Here is a 13,698-nt window from a genome sequence, read left to right on the forward strand (position 1 = left end):
GCGGGCCGATGCGTGAACCGCTGCGCGTGGTGTTCGCCGGAACACCGGATTTCGCCGTGCCTTGTCTCGCCGCCTGCTTCGACGCCGGCACGAACGTCGTGGCCGCGTACACGCAGCCCGACCGTCCCGCGGGCCGCGGCCGCAAGCTGACGGCAAGCCCCGTCAAGGCCGCCGCGCTCGCCGCCGGCGTCATCGTGGAGCAGCCGGAAAATTTCCGCAGCGTCGAATCGCGCGCGCGACTCGCCGCGTACGACGCCGATCTCATGGTCGTCGTCGCCTACGGGCTCATTCTGTCGTCGAGCGTGCTCGCCACGCCGCGCTACGGCTGCTGGAACGTGCACGCGTCGCTGCTGCCGCGCTGGCGCGGCGCCGCGCCGATCCAGCGCGCGATCCTCGCCGGCGACGACGCCTCGGGCGTGTGCCTGATGCAGATGGAGAAAGGCCTCGACACCGGCCCGGTCATCGCGCGGCGCGCGACGCCCATCGGCCGCGACGACACCGGCGGCAGCCTGCACGACCGTCTCAGTGCGATCGGCGCCGACCTGTTGCGCGAAACGCTGCCGCTGCTGGCCGCCGCGCGTGCGCCGCTGCCGACGCAGGCGCAGCCGGACGACGGTGTGGAATATGCGCACAAGTTGGAAAAATCCGAAGCGCTGATCGACTGGAACGCGTCGGCGCTCGCGATCGAGCGCAAGGTGCGCGCGTTCGATCCGTGGCCGGTCGCCGAAGGCGACGTCGCCGGCGAGCGCCTGCGCATCTGGCGCGCGAGCGCGCTCGACGCGCGCGCGAACGCCGCGCCCGGCACGCTCGTCGGCGCGTCGCGCAACGGCCTCGATGTCGCGACCGGCGACGGCGTGCTGCGCGTCGCCGAACTGCAGCGCGCCGGCGGCAAGCGCATCTGCGCGCTCGACTATCTCAACGCACGGCCGGAACTCAAGCAGGCAGCCGCATGAGCGACGCCCGCGCGTTCGCCGCGCAGGCGCTCGAACGCATCGTGCGCGGCGGCGTGTCGCTGCGCGACGCGTTCGCCCAGTTCGCGCCGAGACTCCACGACGCGCGCGACCGCGCGCTGCTGTCGGCGCTGCTGCACGACGGCGCGCGCTGGTGGCTGCGCTACGACGCGGCCGTCGGGCGCCTGATGGATCAGCCGCTGCGCACGCGCGAACCGGCGCTGCACGCGCTGATCGTGCTGGGCCTCGTGCAGATCGAAGTGATGGGCCTGCCGGACTATGCCGCGGTCGCCGGCAGCGTCGACGCCACGCGCACCTTGCGCCGGCCGAAGTTCGCCGGGCTCGTCAACGCGGTGCTGCGCCGCTGGCTGCGCGAACGCGACGAAATCGGCGCGAAGCTCGATGCCGATCCGATGACCGCCTGCGCGCACCCGCGCTGGCTGCTCGACACGCTCGCCGCCGACTGGCCGCGCGACGTCGAAGCGATACTCGCCGCGAACAACGCGCAGGCGCCGCTGACGCTGCGCGCCAACCGCCGCCGCACGACGCGCGACGCGCTGATCGCGCGGCTCGCCGAGGGCGGCTGCGAAGCGGCCGCGCACGCGTGGCTGCCCGACGCGATCGTGCTGGCGCAGAGCACCGACGTGACGCGCCTGCCGGGCTACGCCGACGGCGAATTCTCGGTGCAGGACGGCGCCGCGCAGCTCGCGCCGCAACTGCTCGATCTGGCGTCCGGTCAGCGCGTGCTCGACGCGTGCGCCGCTCCGGGCGGAAAGAGCGCGCATATTCTCGAATGCGCCGATGTGGAACTGACCGCGCTCGATCGCGATCCCGAACGCGTCGCGGCGATGCGCGACACGTTCTCGCGCCTCGGCGTGAAGCCGCGCGTCGCCGTCGGCGACGCGGGCGCGCCGAAGGCGTGGTCGAACGGCCGCCGCTACGACCGCATCCTCGTCGACGCGCCGTGCACGGCGACCGGCGTGCTGCGGCGCCAGCCGGACATCCGCCTGCATCGCCGCGGCGGCGACGTCGCGCCGGTCGTCGCCGAACAGACGCGCATCCTCGACGCGCTGTGGCCGCTCGTCGAACCGGGCGGCCGCCTCGTCTATGCGACGTGCTCGATATTGCGCGCCGAAAATGCCGCGCAGATCGCCGCGTTTCTCGCGCGCCACCCCGATGCCGCGCCGCTCGCCGACTTCGCGTCGGAATTCGGCCGCCCCGACGGACACGGCCGCCAGAACCTGCCCGGCGACGGGGGCATGGATGGTTTCTTCTATGCCGTGCTCGACAAACGCGCCTGACCGCCGATCGCGCCTCCGTGCGCTCGCGCTGGCCGCGGCGCTCGTGCTCGCCGGCTGCACGCCGCCGCCCGGCGCGCCGGTGCTGGCGTTGAACGGCGCGCGCGTCGAAACGCGCGGCACCGGTGCGGCGCTGCTCGTCGACTGCGACTGGCGGCCGAGCGCGATCATGCTCGAAGCGCTCGACCACGGCGTCGTGCTCGGCCTGCGCCTGCGCGTATCGCGGCAGCGGCCGGGCCTCGTCGGCTGGCGCGACGCCGCGAGCGTCGAGCGGCACGTGGAGCTGCGCTATTTTCCGCTGACGCGGCAGTATCAGTTGCGCGATCAGGAACAAGGCAGCGTGCGCGCGTTCGGCGTGCGCGCCGCGGCGCTCGCGGCGCTCGGCCGCTACGAACTGCCGCTCGCGTCGAACGCGATCGTCGCCGGCGACGGCGAACGCCAGCGGCTCGTGGTCGAATTCGACGCGAGCACGCTGCCGGGTGCGCTGCGCCTGCCGGCGTTCGTGCAGCGGTTGTGGCAGCACCCTCGCGCGGAGCGGACATGGCCCGGTTCCCGCGCGGGCTGAACTGGCTCACGCGGCGCGTGCTGCCGGCCGCGGCCGTGGTCGCGCTGCTCGGCTGCGCGCTGCTCCTGGCCGGCGACGCGGCCGGCGGCGAGAGCCGTCTCGGCCGCCTGCATCCGTGGATGCTCGGCTTCGCGAGCCTTGCGCTCGTCGTGCTCTGCGTCGTCATCGCGCAGCGCCTCGTGCGCCTCGTGCGCGACGTGCGCCGCGAGGTGCCGGGTGCGCGGCTGACGCGGCGGCTGCTCGCGATGCTGATGCTGCTGGCGCTGCCGCCGGTCGTCGTCGTCTACGGGTTTTCGCTGAACTTTCTGAACGCGACGATCGACGCGTGGTTCGACGTGCGCCTCGAACAGTCGCTCGACGACGCGCTGGAAATCGGCCGCCTGTACGTCGACGAGCGCTTGCGCGCGAGCGAGAAGGAGAGCGCGGCGCTCGCGTCGGAACTCGCCGACGTCGCCGACGCCGACGCGCAGGGCAAGCTCGACGATGCGATCGACGCGTTCGCCGCGACGCAGCTGACGCTGTTCGGCGACAACGCCACGGTGATCGCGACGTCGAGTTCCGACCCGAAGTTTCTGACGCCGGCCTATCCCGATGCCGCGACGCTGATGCGCCTGTCCGGCGGCGGCCGTTACGCGTCGGCCGAACCGCTGGCCGATCAGCTCGTGCTGCGCGTGCTCGTGCGCGTCGGTTCGCCCGGCAGCGGCGACGCGCGACTGCTACAGGCGCTGTTTCCGCTGCCCGAGCGCCTGCGTCCGTTGACCACACGCGTCGAATCGGCGGCGTTCGACTTCCAGGGGCTGAAGTTCCTGCGCAGTTCGTTGAAGCTTACGTTCACGCTCGTGCTGACGTTCGTGCTGCTGCTGTCGGTGCTGTTCGCGCTCCTGACTGCGTTCGGCGTCGCGCGCCGGCTCGTCGCGCCGGTCGGCCGGCTCGCCGCCGCGACGCGCGCGGTCGGCGCGGGCCGCTACGACACGCCGCTGCCGGTCGCCAGTCGCGACGAGCTCGGCTTTCTGTTGAATTCGTTCAATCAGATGCAACGCGAGCTCGAACGCGCGAGCGCGCGCGCGCAGCGCAGCACGCAGGAGACCGAAGCGCAGCGCGCATATCTGAAAGCGGTGCTCGAACATCTGTCGGCCGGCGTGCTCGGCGTCGACCGCGACGGCGTGCTGCGCACCGCGAACCGGGCGGCCGACGGCATCCTCGGACTGCCGCTGTCGCGCCAGCTCGGCCAGCCGCTGGCCGCGATGCGGCGCGATCATCCGTCGCTCGGGCCGCTGATCGATCCGCTGCTGCGGCACCTGCGCGAGAACGCGCGCGAGTGGCGCGAGGAGATCGTGATCGAACGCGACAACGAGCGCCGCGTGCTGCTGCTGCACGGCACAGAACTCGTCGCCGGCGGCGCCGAAGACGCCGGCTACGTCGCGGTGTTCGACGACCTGACGCTGCTCAATCGCGCGCAGCGCGACGCGGCCTGGGCCGAAGTCGCGCGGCGCCTCGCGCACGAAGTGAAGAACCCGCTGACGCCGATCCAGCTCGCCGCCGAACGCCTGCGCCGGCGCTTCATCGGCCGCCTGCCGGCCGACGACACCGAAGTGCTCGACCGCGCGACGCGCACGATCGTGAGCCAGGTCGAAGCGCTCAAGACGATGGTCAATTCGTTCGGCGACTACGCGCGCCCGCCGCAGCTGTCGACGCGGCCGCTCGCGCTGCACGCGCTCGTCGGCGAAGTGCTCGACCTGTACGAGAACGACCAGCGCCTGCAGCTGACGCGCCGCTTCGCCGACGAGGAGCTGATGGTGCGCGCCGATGCCGGCCGTCTGCGCCAGCTGCTGCACAATCTACTGAAGAACGCGCTCGAGGCGATCGGCGAAACGGCGAAGCCGCGCATCGACGTCGTGACCGAACGCGTCGAAGAAGGTGGCCGCGCGTTCGTCGAGCTGACCATCGCCGACAACGGCCCGGGCTTGCCCGACGGCTTCGGCGACCGCTGGTTCGAGCCGTACACGAGCAGCAAGCAGCGCGGCACCGGGCTCGGTCTCGCGGTCGTCAAGAAGATCGTCGAGGAACACGGCGGCAGTATTCGCGCCGAGGACCGCCCCGAGGGCGGCGCGAGTTTCCGCCTGCGCCTGCCGCTCGATTAGCGAAACGGTTCACATCCCTGCCTTTTGGGATATCTGGATTTGTCGAGACACGGCTAAGCTCCGGCAACCCCCTGCGCCGGAGAAAACCATGTCGCGCCGCCTGCTCGTCGCGTGTCTCGCCGCCTGTTTCGTCGTCGCCGGCTGCCAGCCGCAGGCCGTGCGACCGCCGGATGCCGCCGTCTCCAGCGAGGCCGACCGCACCTTCGAAACGCTGTCGGCGCAGTGGCTGTCGGAATCGATGCGCCTGTCGCCGGTCAATGCCACGCTGGCCGGCGATCACCGCTACGACGCCGAGCTCGACGATCTTTCCGCCGGCGGTCGCGGCCAGTCCGAAGCGTTTGCGCGGCGCCTGCTCGACCGGCTCGCGCGCATCGACCCCGCGCAGCTGTCGCGCGCCAACCACGTCGACTATCTGATGCTGCGCAATCAGCTGCGCGCCGACGTGTGGAACGCCAAGACGTTCCAGTCGTGGCGGTGGAATCCGCTCGTCTACACGCAGCTCGCTGGCAATTCGCTGCATCTTCTGATGGCGCGCGAGTTCGCGCCGCTGCCCGAGCGACTGCGCAACGCCGCCGCGCGCATGGAAAAACTGCCTCGCCTGTACGCGCAGGCGCGCGCGAACCTCGATCCGTCGCGCGTGCCGAAGATCCACGCGGAAATCGCGTCGGTGCAGAACGCCGGCGTGCTCAGCATCATCGACGAGCTGATCGTGCCGGCGGCCGGCGCGCTCGAGGCGGCCGACCGCGCGCGCCTCGACGCCGCGATCGCGGGCTTGCGCACGGCGGTGGCCGAGCAGCAGAAGTGGATCGACGGAACGCTCGTGCCGGGCGCGCGCGGCGACTTCCGCGCGGGCGCGCAGCGGTTCGACGAGAAGCTCGCGTTCGCGCTCGACTCGCCGCTGCCACGCGCGGAAATCCGCACGCGCGCCGAGGCGGAGCTGGCGCGCGTGCGCTCGGAAATGTATGCGTTGTCGCGGTCGATCCTCGCCGCGCGTCCGGGCGCGCCGTTCTATCCGCAGCATCCGAGCAAGGCCGAAGAACGCCGCACCATCGCCGCGGCGCTCGATCTTGCGGCGGCGCAGCGCCCCGCGCGCGACGGCGTCATTCGCGAAGCCGAGGCAGCGCTCGCCGAAACCACCGCGTTCGTGCGCGAAAAGAACCTGCTCACGCTGCCCGACGCGCCGCTCAAGATCGTGCCGCTGCCGCCGTTCCAGCGCGGCATCGCGCTCGCGACGTGCGATCCGCCGGGGCCGCTGGAGAAGCACCTGCCGACGTTCTACTCGGTCTCGCCGATTCCCGACGACTGGACCGCCGAACAGGTCGAGTCGTACCTGCGCGAGTACAACACGCGCTCGATCCGCGAGCTGACCGTTCACGAGGCGATGCCGGGCCACTTCGTGCAGATGTGGCATGCGAACGGCTACGCCTCGCCGCTGCGCGCCGTGCTGTGGTCGGGGCCGTTCGTCGAGGGCTGGGCGTGGTACACGCAGAACGTCATGGTCGACGTCGGCTATCGCGCCGACGATCCGCTGTTCAAGCTCGTGCACCTGAAGTGGCTGCTGCGCGGCATCAGCAACGCGATCGTCGACCAGATGGTGCACGTCGACGGCGCGAGCCGCGAAGACACGGTACGTTTCATGATCGACGAGACGTTCCAGGAAGAACGCGAGGCGGCCGGCAAGTGGACGCGCGCGCAGCTCGAAGCGGTGCAGCTGTCGACGTATTTCGTCGGCGCCGAGGAATGGATCGCGCTGCGCCGCGAGGCCGAGCGCCGCGAAGGCGCGCAGTTCGACCTCAAGCGCTATCACGACGCGGTGCTGTCGTACGGCGCGCCGCCGGTGAAGTATGCGCGGGCGCTGTATTTCAACGAGCCGATTCTCTGAGACGTTCCTGAGAAGGCCGTAACGCGGGCGCGGCTATACTGTGCGCCCGCTTTGTATCCTTTCGCATGACCATGTCCTCGTTCCGGCTGACCGAGCGCCAGCAATTCTGGCTGTTTTTCGCGATCGCCCTCGTGATCCTCGCCGCCGGCATCGGCCTGCGCGACCCGTGGCCGGCCGACGAGCCGCGCTTCACGCTCGTCGCCAAACAGATGATCGAGAGCGGCAACTGGCTGATTCCGCATCGCGGCTCGGAGCTTTATTCCGACAAGCCGCCGATGTTCATGGCGATGCAGGCGTTCTTCTACACGCTGACCGGGCAATGGCGCGTCGCGTTCCTGCTGCCGTCGCTCCTGGCCGGCCTCGGCATGCTGTGGCTCGTCTACGACCTCGGCCGCCGCCTGTGGAATCCGCGCGCCGGCCTGTACGCGGCAGCTGCGCTGTTGTGCACGTTTCAATTCGTGTACCAGGTCAAGCGCGCGCAGATCGATCCGACCGTGTGCTTTTTCCTGACGCTCGCGAACTACGGCCTGCTGCGGCACTTTCTGCTCGGCCCCGACTGGCGCGCGTACTGGCTCGGCTGCTTCGCCGCGGGGCTCGGCGTGATCACCAAGGGCGTCGGCGTGCTCGCGCTGTTCATGTTCCTGCCGTACCTGTTCGCGCGCTGGCAGCGGTGGGAGCATCTGCCGCGCATCGAGGGCGGCGCCTGGCGCTGGCTCGGCGGCGCGCTGGCGTTCGTCGCGGCGGTCGCGCTGTGGCTCGGACCGTTGTTCGTTGCCGCCCGGACGCAGGATTCGCCGGAGTTCGCCGCGTATCTCGACGACATTCTTTTTCGCCAGACCGCCGGCCGCTATACGCAATCGTGGGACCACCACCAGCCGCCGTGGTACTACCTGCCGATCGTGCTGTTCACGTGGCTGCCGCTGTCGCTGGCGTATCCGTGGACCGTGCCGGCGTGGGCGCGTTCGCTGCGCCTGCGCGACGCGCGTGTGCTGCTGCCGCTCGCGTGGGTTGTGATAATCATTGTTTTCTTTACTTTTCCCAAAGGCAAGCGCGACGTCTATATCATGCCGGCGCTGCCGCTCGTCGCGCTGCTCGTCGGCGCGCAGCTCGAAACGTTCGCGCAGCGGCCCGCGTTCCGGCGCGCCGTGTTCGGCTTCACCGTTCTTCTCGCGGTGCTGTTTCTCGCGATCGGCGGCTACGCGTGGAGCGGCCAGTGGCCGCGCGCGAACCTCCTGGTCGAACAGCGCGGCTTCGAAGGCGGCGGCGCGATGCTGTGGGGCTTCATCGTCGCGATCGGCGCGGTCGCGGCGCTGGCCGCGCTCGCGTTCCGCGTGCGGCGTAGCCTGTACGGTCTGGTCGCGACGCTCGCCGCGATCTGGCTCGGCTGGAGCCTGTGGGCGTACCCGATCCTGAACGACTCGACCTCGGCCGCGCTCGTGATGCGCCGCACCGGCGAAATGATCGGTCCCGACGGCGAGCTCGGGCTGGTCGCGTGGAAGGAGCAGAACCTCCTGCTCGTCGACCGCCCGGCGCGCGATTTCGGCTTCGTGCGGTCGTGGCCGGAGCAGCTCGCGCTCGCCCGAACCTGGGTTCTGGAGCAGCCGGAAAAACGGTGGTTGTTCATTCTCGACCAGGCGCTCGGCGAATGCGTCGACAAGGACAAGTCGCGCTACGTCGGTCACGCGAACCGGCGCGAATGGCTGCTGATCCGCGCCGACGCGTTCAAGGACGGCTGCGATCCGCGCAGCAAGGCCGGGACGGCCGGCGACGATCCGGACGATTGACGCGGCGCTTGCGCGATCGCGACATAAAGCCGACATTTCACAACACGTTGCTGGACAATTGCTGCAGTGCAACGCTAACTTTCGTGCCGGGGGGCAACGGGAGCGGGGACTATGCTGGACAACGCGATACCGGAAAAAACCGACGCTGGAGTACGTGAACTCGGCGAACGCCGGCACAAGCTTCATGCGCGTACGCGATCATTGCTGATCGCGATACATGGGCGTCAGTCGGCGGCCGAACTCAAACGTCAGTTTCAGGCGATCGGCGACGTCGGCAGCATTCTCGACGAACTCGAACGGCTCGGCCTGATCTCGGCGCACGGCGGTGCCGCGCCGGTCGCGGCGAATGCGCCGACCGCGGTGGCGACGCTGCCGCCGCTGCAGCTCGCGCGCGCGTTCATCAACGAAACGGCGGTGGCCGCGCTCGGGCTGCGCGCTTTCCTGTTCACGCTCAAGCTCGAACGCGCGTACTCGAAGGCCGAGCTGACCGACCTTCTGCCGGAGTATCGCCGCGTGCTGGCGAAGGCGAAGGACGAGGCGTTCGCCGACGCGATGGCGCGGCGCGTCGAGGCGATGCTCGCCGAGGCCTGACGTTGAGAACTAGGCGATCGGCTGGCCGCGGTCGAGCAGCCACAGCTTGATGTACTTCTGGCGTACGTAGTTCGCGTCGACCCACGCGTAGACGAGGCCGCGCCAGCCGTCGAGAAAGCCCAGGCGCAGCACGTAGCCGCGCACGAAGCGCCACCACGGATTGAACAGGAGGTTCATGACCGTCGCGCGGCGTCCGCGCGCGCGGTCGTGCTCGGCCATCATCCGCGCGTAGCGCTCCAGCCGCGCGAGCTGGTCGGCGAGCGAGCGGTACGCGTGATGCAGGAGGTCGCCCGCGAGCGTCTCGACCTTGCCGTCGACGCTCGCGTGCTCGTGGATTTCGCGGTCGCCGCGCCAGCCGCCGCGGCGGCGGTCGAACAGGCGCAGCACGCGGTCGGGATACGCGTTGCCGTGGCGCAGGTACGCGCCGAAATAGTCGGTCGCGCGCGCGCAGCGATAGCCCGACGTGCCGGCGAAGCCCGCGTCGCGCGCCGTTTCGATCGACGCGCGCAGCTCGGCGCTCACGCGCTCGTCGGCATCCAGGCACAGCACCCAGTCGTGCGAAGCCTGTTGCACCGCGTAGTCCTTCTGGCGCCGGTAACCGTCGAACGCACGCTCGATCACGCGCGCGCCGGCTGTCTGCGCGCGTTCGCGGGTGCCGTCGGTCGAGCCCGAGTCGACGACGACCACCTCGTCGCAGAACGCGAGCGACGCGATGCAGGCGTCGATGCGGTCGGCCTCGTTCAGCGTGATGATGCAGGCGGACAGGCGCGGTCGGTCGGCGATGGCAGTCATGCGGGTGGCGGCAAGGGCACGGCCGTGAAGGATAGCCGACGCGGCACCCGCAGCCCTGCACGGCCGCCCCGGTGCGTACCGGCCGCCGCGCGCCGCGATGGCCGGCGTTCAGCCGTTTGGGCCGCTTCCGGCGCCGCGCTCGGCTAAACTGCGCGCCCCGTACCGAACCGGCGCCCGATGCGACAGTCCGCCCGACACTTCCTCGTTCCGCCCGCGTGGCTGGCGCTCTGGTGCGCGGTCGCGCTGTTCGCGATCTTCCAGCACGGCCCGATGCCGCTGTACTCGACGCGCACGCTCGCCGTGGCGTGGGAGATGTGGCAGAGCGGCCAGTTCATCGTGCCCCACATCAACGGCGAGCCGTACAGTCACAAGGTGCCGCTGCTGTTCTGGCTGATTCACGCGGGCTGGGCCGTGTTCGGCGTCAACGACGTGTGGCCGCGCGTACTAGAGGTGCTGATCGGCGCGAGCTGGATCGTCGTGTCGGTCGCGCTGGCACGGCGCGTGTTCGCGCTGCGTCCGGCCGTCGCGCGCCTGACGCCGTGGTTCCTGCTCGCGCTGACGTACGCGTTCCTGTTCGGTCTGCAGATCATGTACGAGGTGCTGCTGGCCGTATGGGTCGTCGCGGCGCTCGCATCGCTCGCCGGCAAGCCGCGCTGGGGCTGGTTCGCGGTGTTCGTCGGCGCGGGGCTCATGACCAAGGGGCCCGTCATGCTCCTGCACGTCGCGTTTCCGCTGCTGCTCGGTCCGTGGTGGAGCGAACACGCGCGCGCCGACCGGCGCGGCTGGTATCTGAAGGGCATCGCGGCGCTCCTCGGCGGTTTCGCGATTCTCGTCGCGTGGGCGCTGCCCGCCGCGTACGCCGGTGGCGAGGCCTATCGCAACGAACTCTTCTTCATGCAGACCGCCGGTCGCATGGTCGACAGTTTCGATCATGCACGGCCGCTGTACTGGTATTTCCCGATGCTGCTCGTGCTGCTGTTTCCGTGGGTCGGCTGGCCGCGGCTGTGGCATGCGATGGCGAAGCTGCGCCGGCCGATCGGCGACGGCGAGCGGTTTCTGATCGCGTGGCTCGCGCCGACGTTCGCGGTCTTCTGCCTGATCTCGGGCAAGCAGGTGTATTACCTCCTGCCGCTGCTGCCGGGCGCCGCGATGGCGCTGGCCTGTGCGCTCGGGCGTCAGCAGGTGCGCGACGAGACGCTTGGCCGCTTCTGGAATCCGTGGCCGCTGGCCGTCGCCGCGCTGTTCTTCGCGGTGCTGCTGTTCGCGCTGCCGGCGTGGCTCGCGAGCGGACACCTGAACTCGCACTGGGCGCACGACGCCGCGCGACTCTCGCCCTGGTACGGCGTCGTCTTCGTCGTGCTCGGCCTCTTGTTGCTGCTGCCGGGCCGCGGCGACGACACGCAGCTGCACCGCGTCGCGGGCGTGGGTCTGTTCGCTGCCGCCGCGGCGCATTCGCTGTTCGCGCAGACGCTGTTCCACAATTTCGACCTGCGTCCGGCCGCTGCGGCGATCGGCGCGGCGCGCGCGCAGGGCGTGCCGGTCGCCAATCTCGGCGTGTACGCCGGCCAGTTCCATTTCCATGCGCGCATGACGGGGCACATCGACGAGATCTACGAAGGGCAGATCGCCGAGTGGACGCAAAAGCATCCCGGCGGCCTGATCGTGCGCTACTCGCCGAAGCTCGATCTCGATGCGCGCCGCTACGCGCGCCTGATCCAGCCGTTCCGCTCGCAATGGCTCGAAATCTGGGACGCCGACAAGCTCGCCGCGCTCAAGGCCGGCAAAACCCCGGCCGAACCGGAGCGCCGCACGCAGCTGTACCCGCCCGACTACTGGCGCTACGGCACGCCGCCGGCGCGCGACGGCGCGGAGCTGACGGACTGACCGACCGCTAACGGCGAACGAACTCCCGCCGTGACGCGATGCGCTATGCTGCATCGTCGTATTGGCGCCACAGGGGCGGGCATGGCTTCCGGACACATACTCGTCGTCGACGACGAGCCCGACATCCGCAGTCTGGTCAAGGAAATCCTCGAGGACGAGGGGTACCAGGTCAGCGTGGCGGAGAACGCGCAAGCCGCGCGCGAGGCGCGCCGGCAGCAGCGTCCGGACGTCGTGCTGCTCGATATCTGGATGCCCGACACCGACGGCATCAGCCTGTTGCGCGAATGGTCCGAGCGCGGCGGCCTGCCGTGTCCCGTGATCATGATTTCCGGCCACGGCACGGTCGAAACCGCGGTCGAGGCCACGCGCCTGGGCGCGTACGACTTCGTCGAAAAACCCATCTCGCTCGCCAAGCTCTTGCTCACCGTCGAGCGCGCGCTCGAAGCTAGCCGCCTCAAGCGCGAGAACGAAGGCCTGAAGCGCAATATTCCGGTGCCGCTCGAGCCGATCGGTTCGTCGCGCGCGATGCAGTCGCTGCGCAGCCAGCTCGAACGTCTCGCCGGCCACGACACGTGGCTCCTGATGACCGGCGAACCCGGCAGCGGCAAGGAATCGCTCGGCCGCTGGATGCACGAGCGCAGCGCGCGCCGCGCGGGCCCGTTCGTGACCGTGGCGCCGGGTTCGATCGCGCGCGAACACGCGGCGCAAGCCCTGTTCGGCGCCGAGGACGGTAACGGCGTGCAGTACGGCCTGCTCGAACAGGCGAACGGCGGCACGTTGTTTCTCGACGAGGTCGCCGAACTCGATCCGGAACTTCAGCTGCGCCTTTCCTCGACGCTCGAACGCCGCGCGCTGATCCGCTGCGGCGGTCGCGAGCCGGTGCCGCTCGACGTGCGCGTGATCGCCGCGACCGCGCAGGATCTCGAAGCGCTCGTCGGCGCGGGCCGTTTCCGCGACGAACTCTATTACCAGCTCAAGGTGGTGCCGCTCGCCGTGCCGGCGCTGCGCGAACGCATCGAGGACGTGCCCGAGCTCCTGCACTACTACGCCGATTTTTTTGCCAATCGCGACAAATTGCCTTATCGCCATTTTCCGGTCGCGGTGCAGAATCGCCTGCGCAACTACGGCTGGCCCGGCAATCTGCGCGAGCTGCGCAACCTCGTGCAGCGGCTTCTGATACTCGGCGCCGCGCCCGAGGTCGAACTCGCCGAAGTCGAGCACGCGCTCGGCGCCGCGCCGCCGCCGGTGCGCGCGCCGCGCGGCGACGGCTTCGACATCGACTACGGCCTGCCGCTGCGCGAGGCGCGCGAGCAGTTCGAACGCGCCTACCTGTTGCGCCAGCTGCAGGAGGCCGGCGGCAGCGTCGGCAAGCTCGCCAAGGCCGTCGGCATGGAGCGCACGCATTTGTACCGCAAGCTGCGCGACCTCGGCGTCGACGTGAAGGCGATGGCGCGCGAAGACTGATGGACGTGCAGGCGCTGATCGCGAACCTGCGCGCGCAGATCGGCGGCGCGCGCGACGGCGCGCTGCTGCGTTTCTCGCTCGCCAACGCGCTGGCCGGTGGCGGCGATCACGCCGCCGCGGCGCAGGCGTGCCGCGACACGCTCGCGTTCGACGCGAACTATTCCGCGGCGTGGAAGCTCTTGGGAAAATCCCTCGCGCAGAGCGGCGACACAGCCGGCGCGATCGACGCGTACGAGCGCGGTATCGCCGTCGCCGCGGCGCGCGGCGACAAGCAGGCCCAGAAGGAAATGGATGTTTTTCTACGGCGCCTGAAGCGCTGACGCCGCCTGGCGTCAGCGTTGCGCACG

11 protein-coding genes are annotated in these 13,698 nt (G+C 70.2%); 10 read left to right on the top strand and 1 reads right to left on the bottom strand.

What is annotated here, in order from left to right:
- The first annotated feature begins 8 nt into the window (after positions 1-8).
- The 7 genes from fmt to OD750_RS13330 all read left to right on the top strand — a co-directional run bounded on the left by fmt (position 9) and on the right by OD750_RS13330 (position 9,211).
- Complete coding sequence (gene fmt / locus OD750_RS13300) at positions 9-953, top strand: methionyl-tRNA formyltransferase (protein WP_263545720.1); 945 nt, start codon at positions 9-11, stop codon at positions 951-953.
- Positions 950-2,251 (top strand): 16S rRNA (cytosine(967)-C(5))-methyltransferase RsmB, encoded by a 1,302-nt coding sequence (rsmB, locus tag OD750_RS13305; protein ID WP_263545721.1) that lies wholly within the window; start codon positions 950-952, stop codon positions 2,249-2,251. The genes fmt and rsmB overlap by 4 nt, the downstream gene beginning before the upstream one ends.
- Entirely contained in the window at positions 2,226-2,813 is a 588-nt protein-coding gene (locus OD750_RS13310; RefSeq protein ID WP_263545722.1) for a DUF4390 domain-containing protein, read from the top strand. Before rsmB ends, OD750_RS13310 begins: the two co-directional genes overlap by 26 nt.
- Positions 2,789-4,954: a sensor histidine kinase gene (locus tag OD750_RS13315; RefSeq protein WP_263545723.1), complete on the top strand. Its 2,166-nt coding sequence runs from the start codon at positions 2,789-2,791 to the stop codon at positions 4,952-4,954. Before OD750_RS13310 ends, OD750_RS13315 begins: the two co-directional genes overlap by 25 nt.
- An 88-nt stretch (positions 4,955-5,042) precedes the next feature.
- Positions 5,043-6,836 carry a DUF885 domain-containing protein gene (locus OD750_RS13320; protein WP_263545724.1) on the top strand — a complete coding sequence of 598 codons (1,794 nt, stop codon included), beginning with the start codon at positions 5,043-5,045 and terminating at the stop codon, positions 6,834-6,836.
- Between the two features lie 65 nt (positions 6,837-6,901).
- Complete coding sequence (locus tag OD750_RS13325; protein WP_263545725.1) at positions 6,902-8,620, top strand: ArnT family glycosyltransferase; 1,719 nt, start codon at positions 6,902-6,904, stop codon at positions 8,618-8,620.
- Positions 8,621-8,731: 111 nt separating this feature from the next.
- The gene (locus tag OD750_RS13330; RefSeq protein ID WP_263545726.1) at positions 8,732-9,211 is read left to right on the top strand and encodes a hypothetical protein; all 480 of its coding nucleotides are present in this window, start codon (positions 8,732-8,734) and stop codon (positions 9,209-9,211) included.
- Between the two features lie 9 nt (positions 9,212-9,220).
- Here the strand turns inward: OD750_RS13330 and OD750_RS13335 are convergent, their stop codons facing one another.
- On the bottom strand, positions 9,221-10,003 hold the full coding sequence (locus tag OD750_RS13335) for a glycosyltransferase family 2 protein (protein ID WP_263545727.1): 783 nt from the start codon (positions 10,001-10,003) through the stop codon (positions 9,221-9,223).
- Between the two features lie 177 nt (positions 10,004-10,180).
- Between OD750_RS13335 and OD750_RS13340 the strand changes: the two genes are divergently transcribed.
- From OD750_RS13340 to OD750_RS13350, 3 genes are all read left to right on the top strand, one after another.
- Complete coding sequence (locus OD750_RS13340; RefSeq protein WP_263545728.1) at positions 10,181-11,887, top strand: ArnT family glycosyltransferase; 1,707 nt, start codon at positions 10,181-10,183, stop codon at positions 11,885-11,887.
- An 81-nt stretch (positions 11,888-11,968) separates the two neighbouring features.
- Positions 11,969-13,351 (top strand): sigma-54-dependent transcriptional regulator, encoded by a 1,383-nt coding sequence (locus OD750_RS13345; protein WP_263545729.1) that lies wholly within the window; start codon positions 11,969-11,971, stop codon positions 13,349-13,351.
- Positions 13,351-13,671 (top strand): hypothetical protein, encoded by a 321-nt coding sequence (locus OD750_RS13350; protein WP_263545730.1) that lies wholly within the window; start codon positions 13,351-13,353, stop codon positions 13,669-13,671. The genes OD750_RS13345 and OD750_RS13350 overlap by 1 nt, the downstream gene beginning before the upstream one ends.
- Positions 13,672-13,698 lie beyond the last annotated feature (27 nt).

Source organism: Tahibacter soli (genome assembly GCF_025717065.2).
Taxonomy (GTDB): Bacteria; Pseudomonadota; Gammaproteobacteria; order Xanthomonadales; family Rhodanobacteraceae; genus Tahibacter; species Tahibacter soli.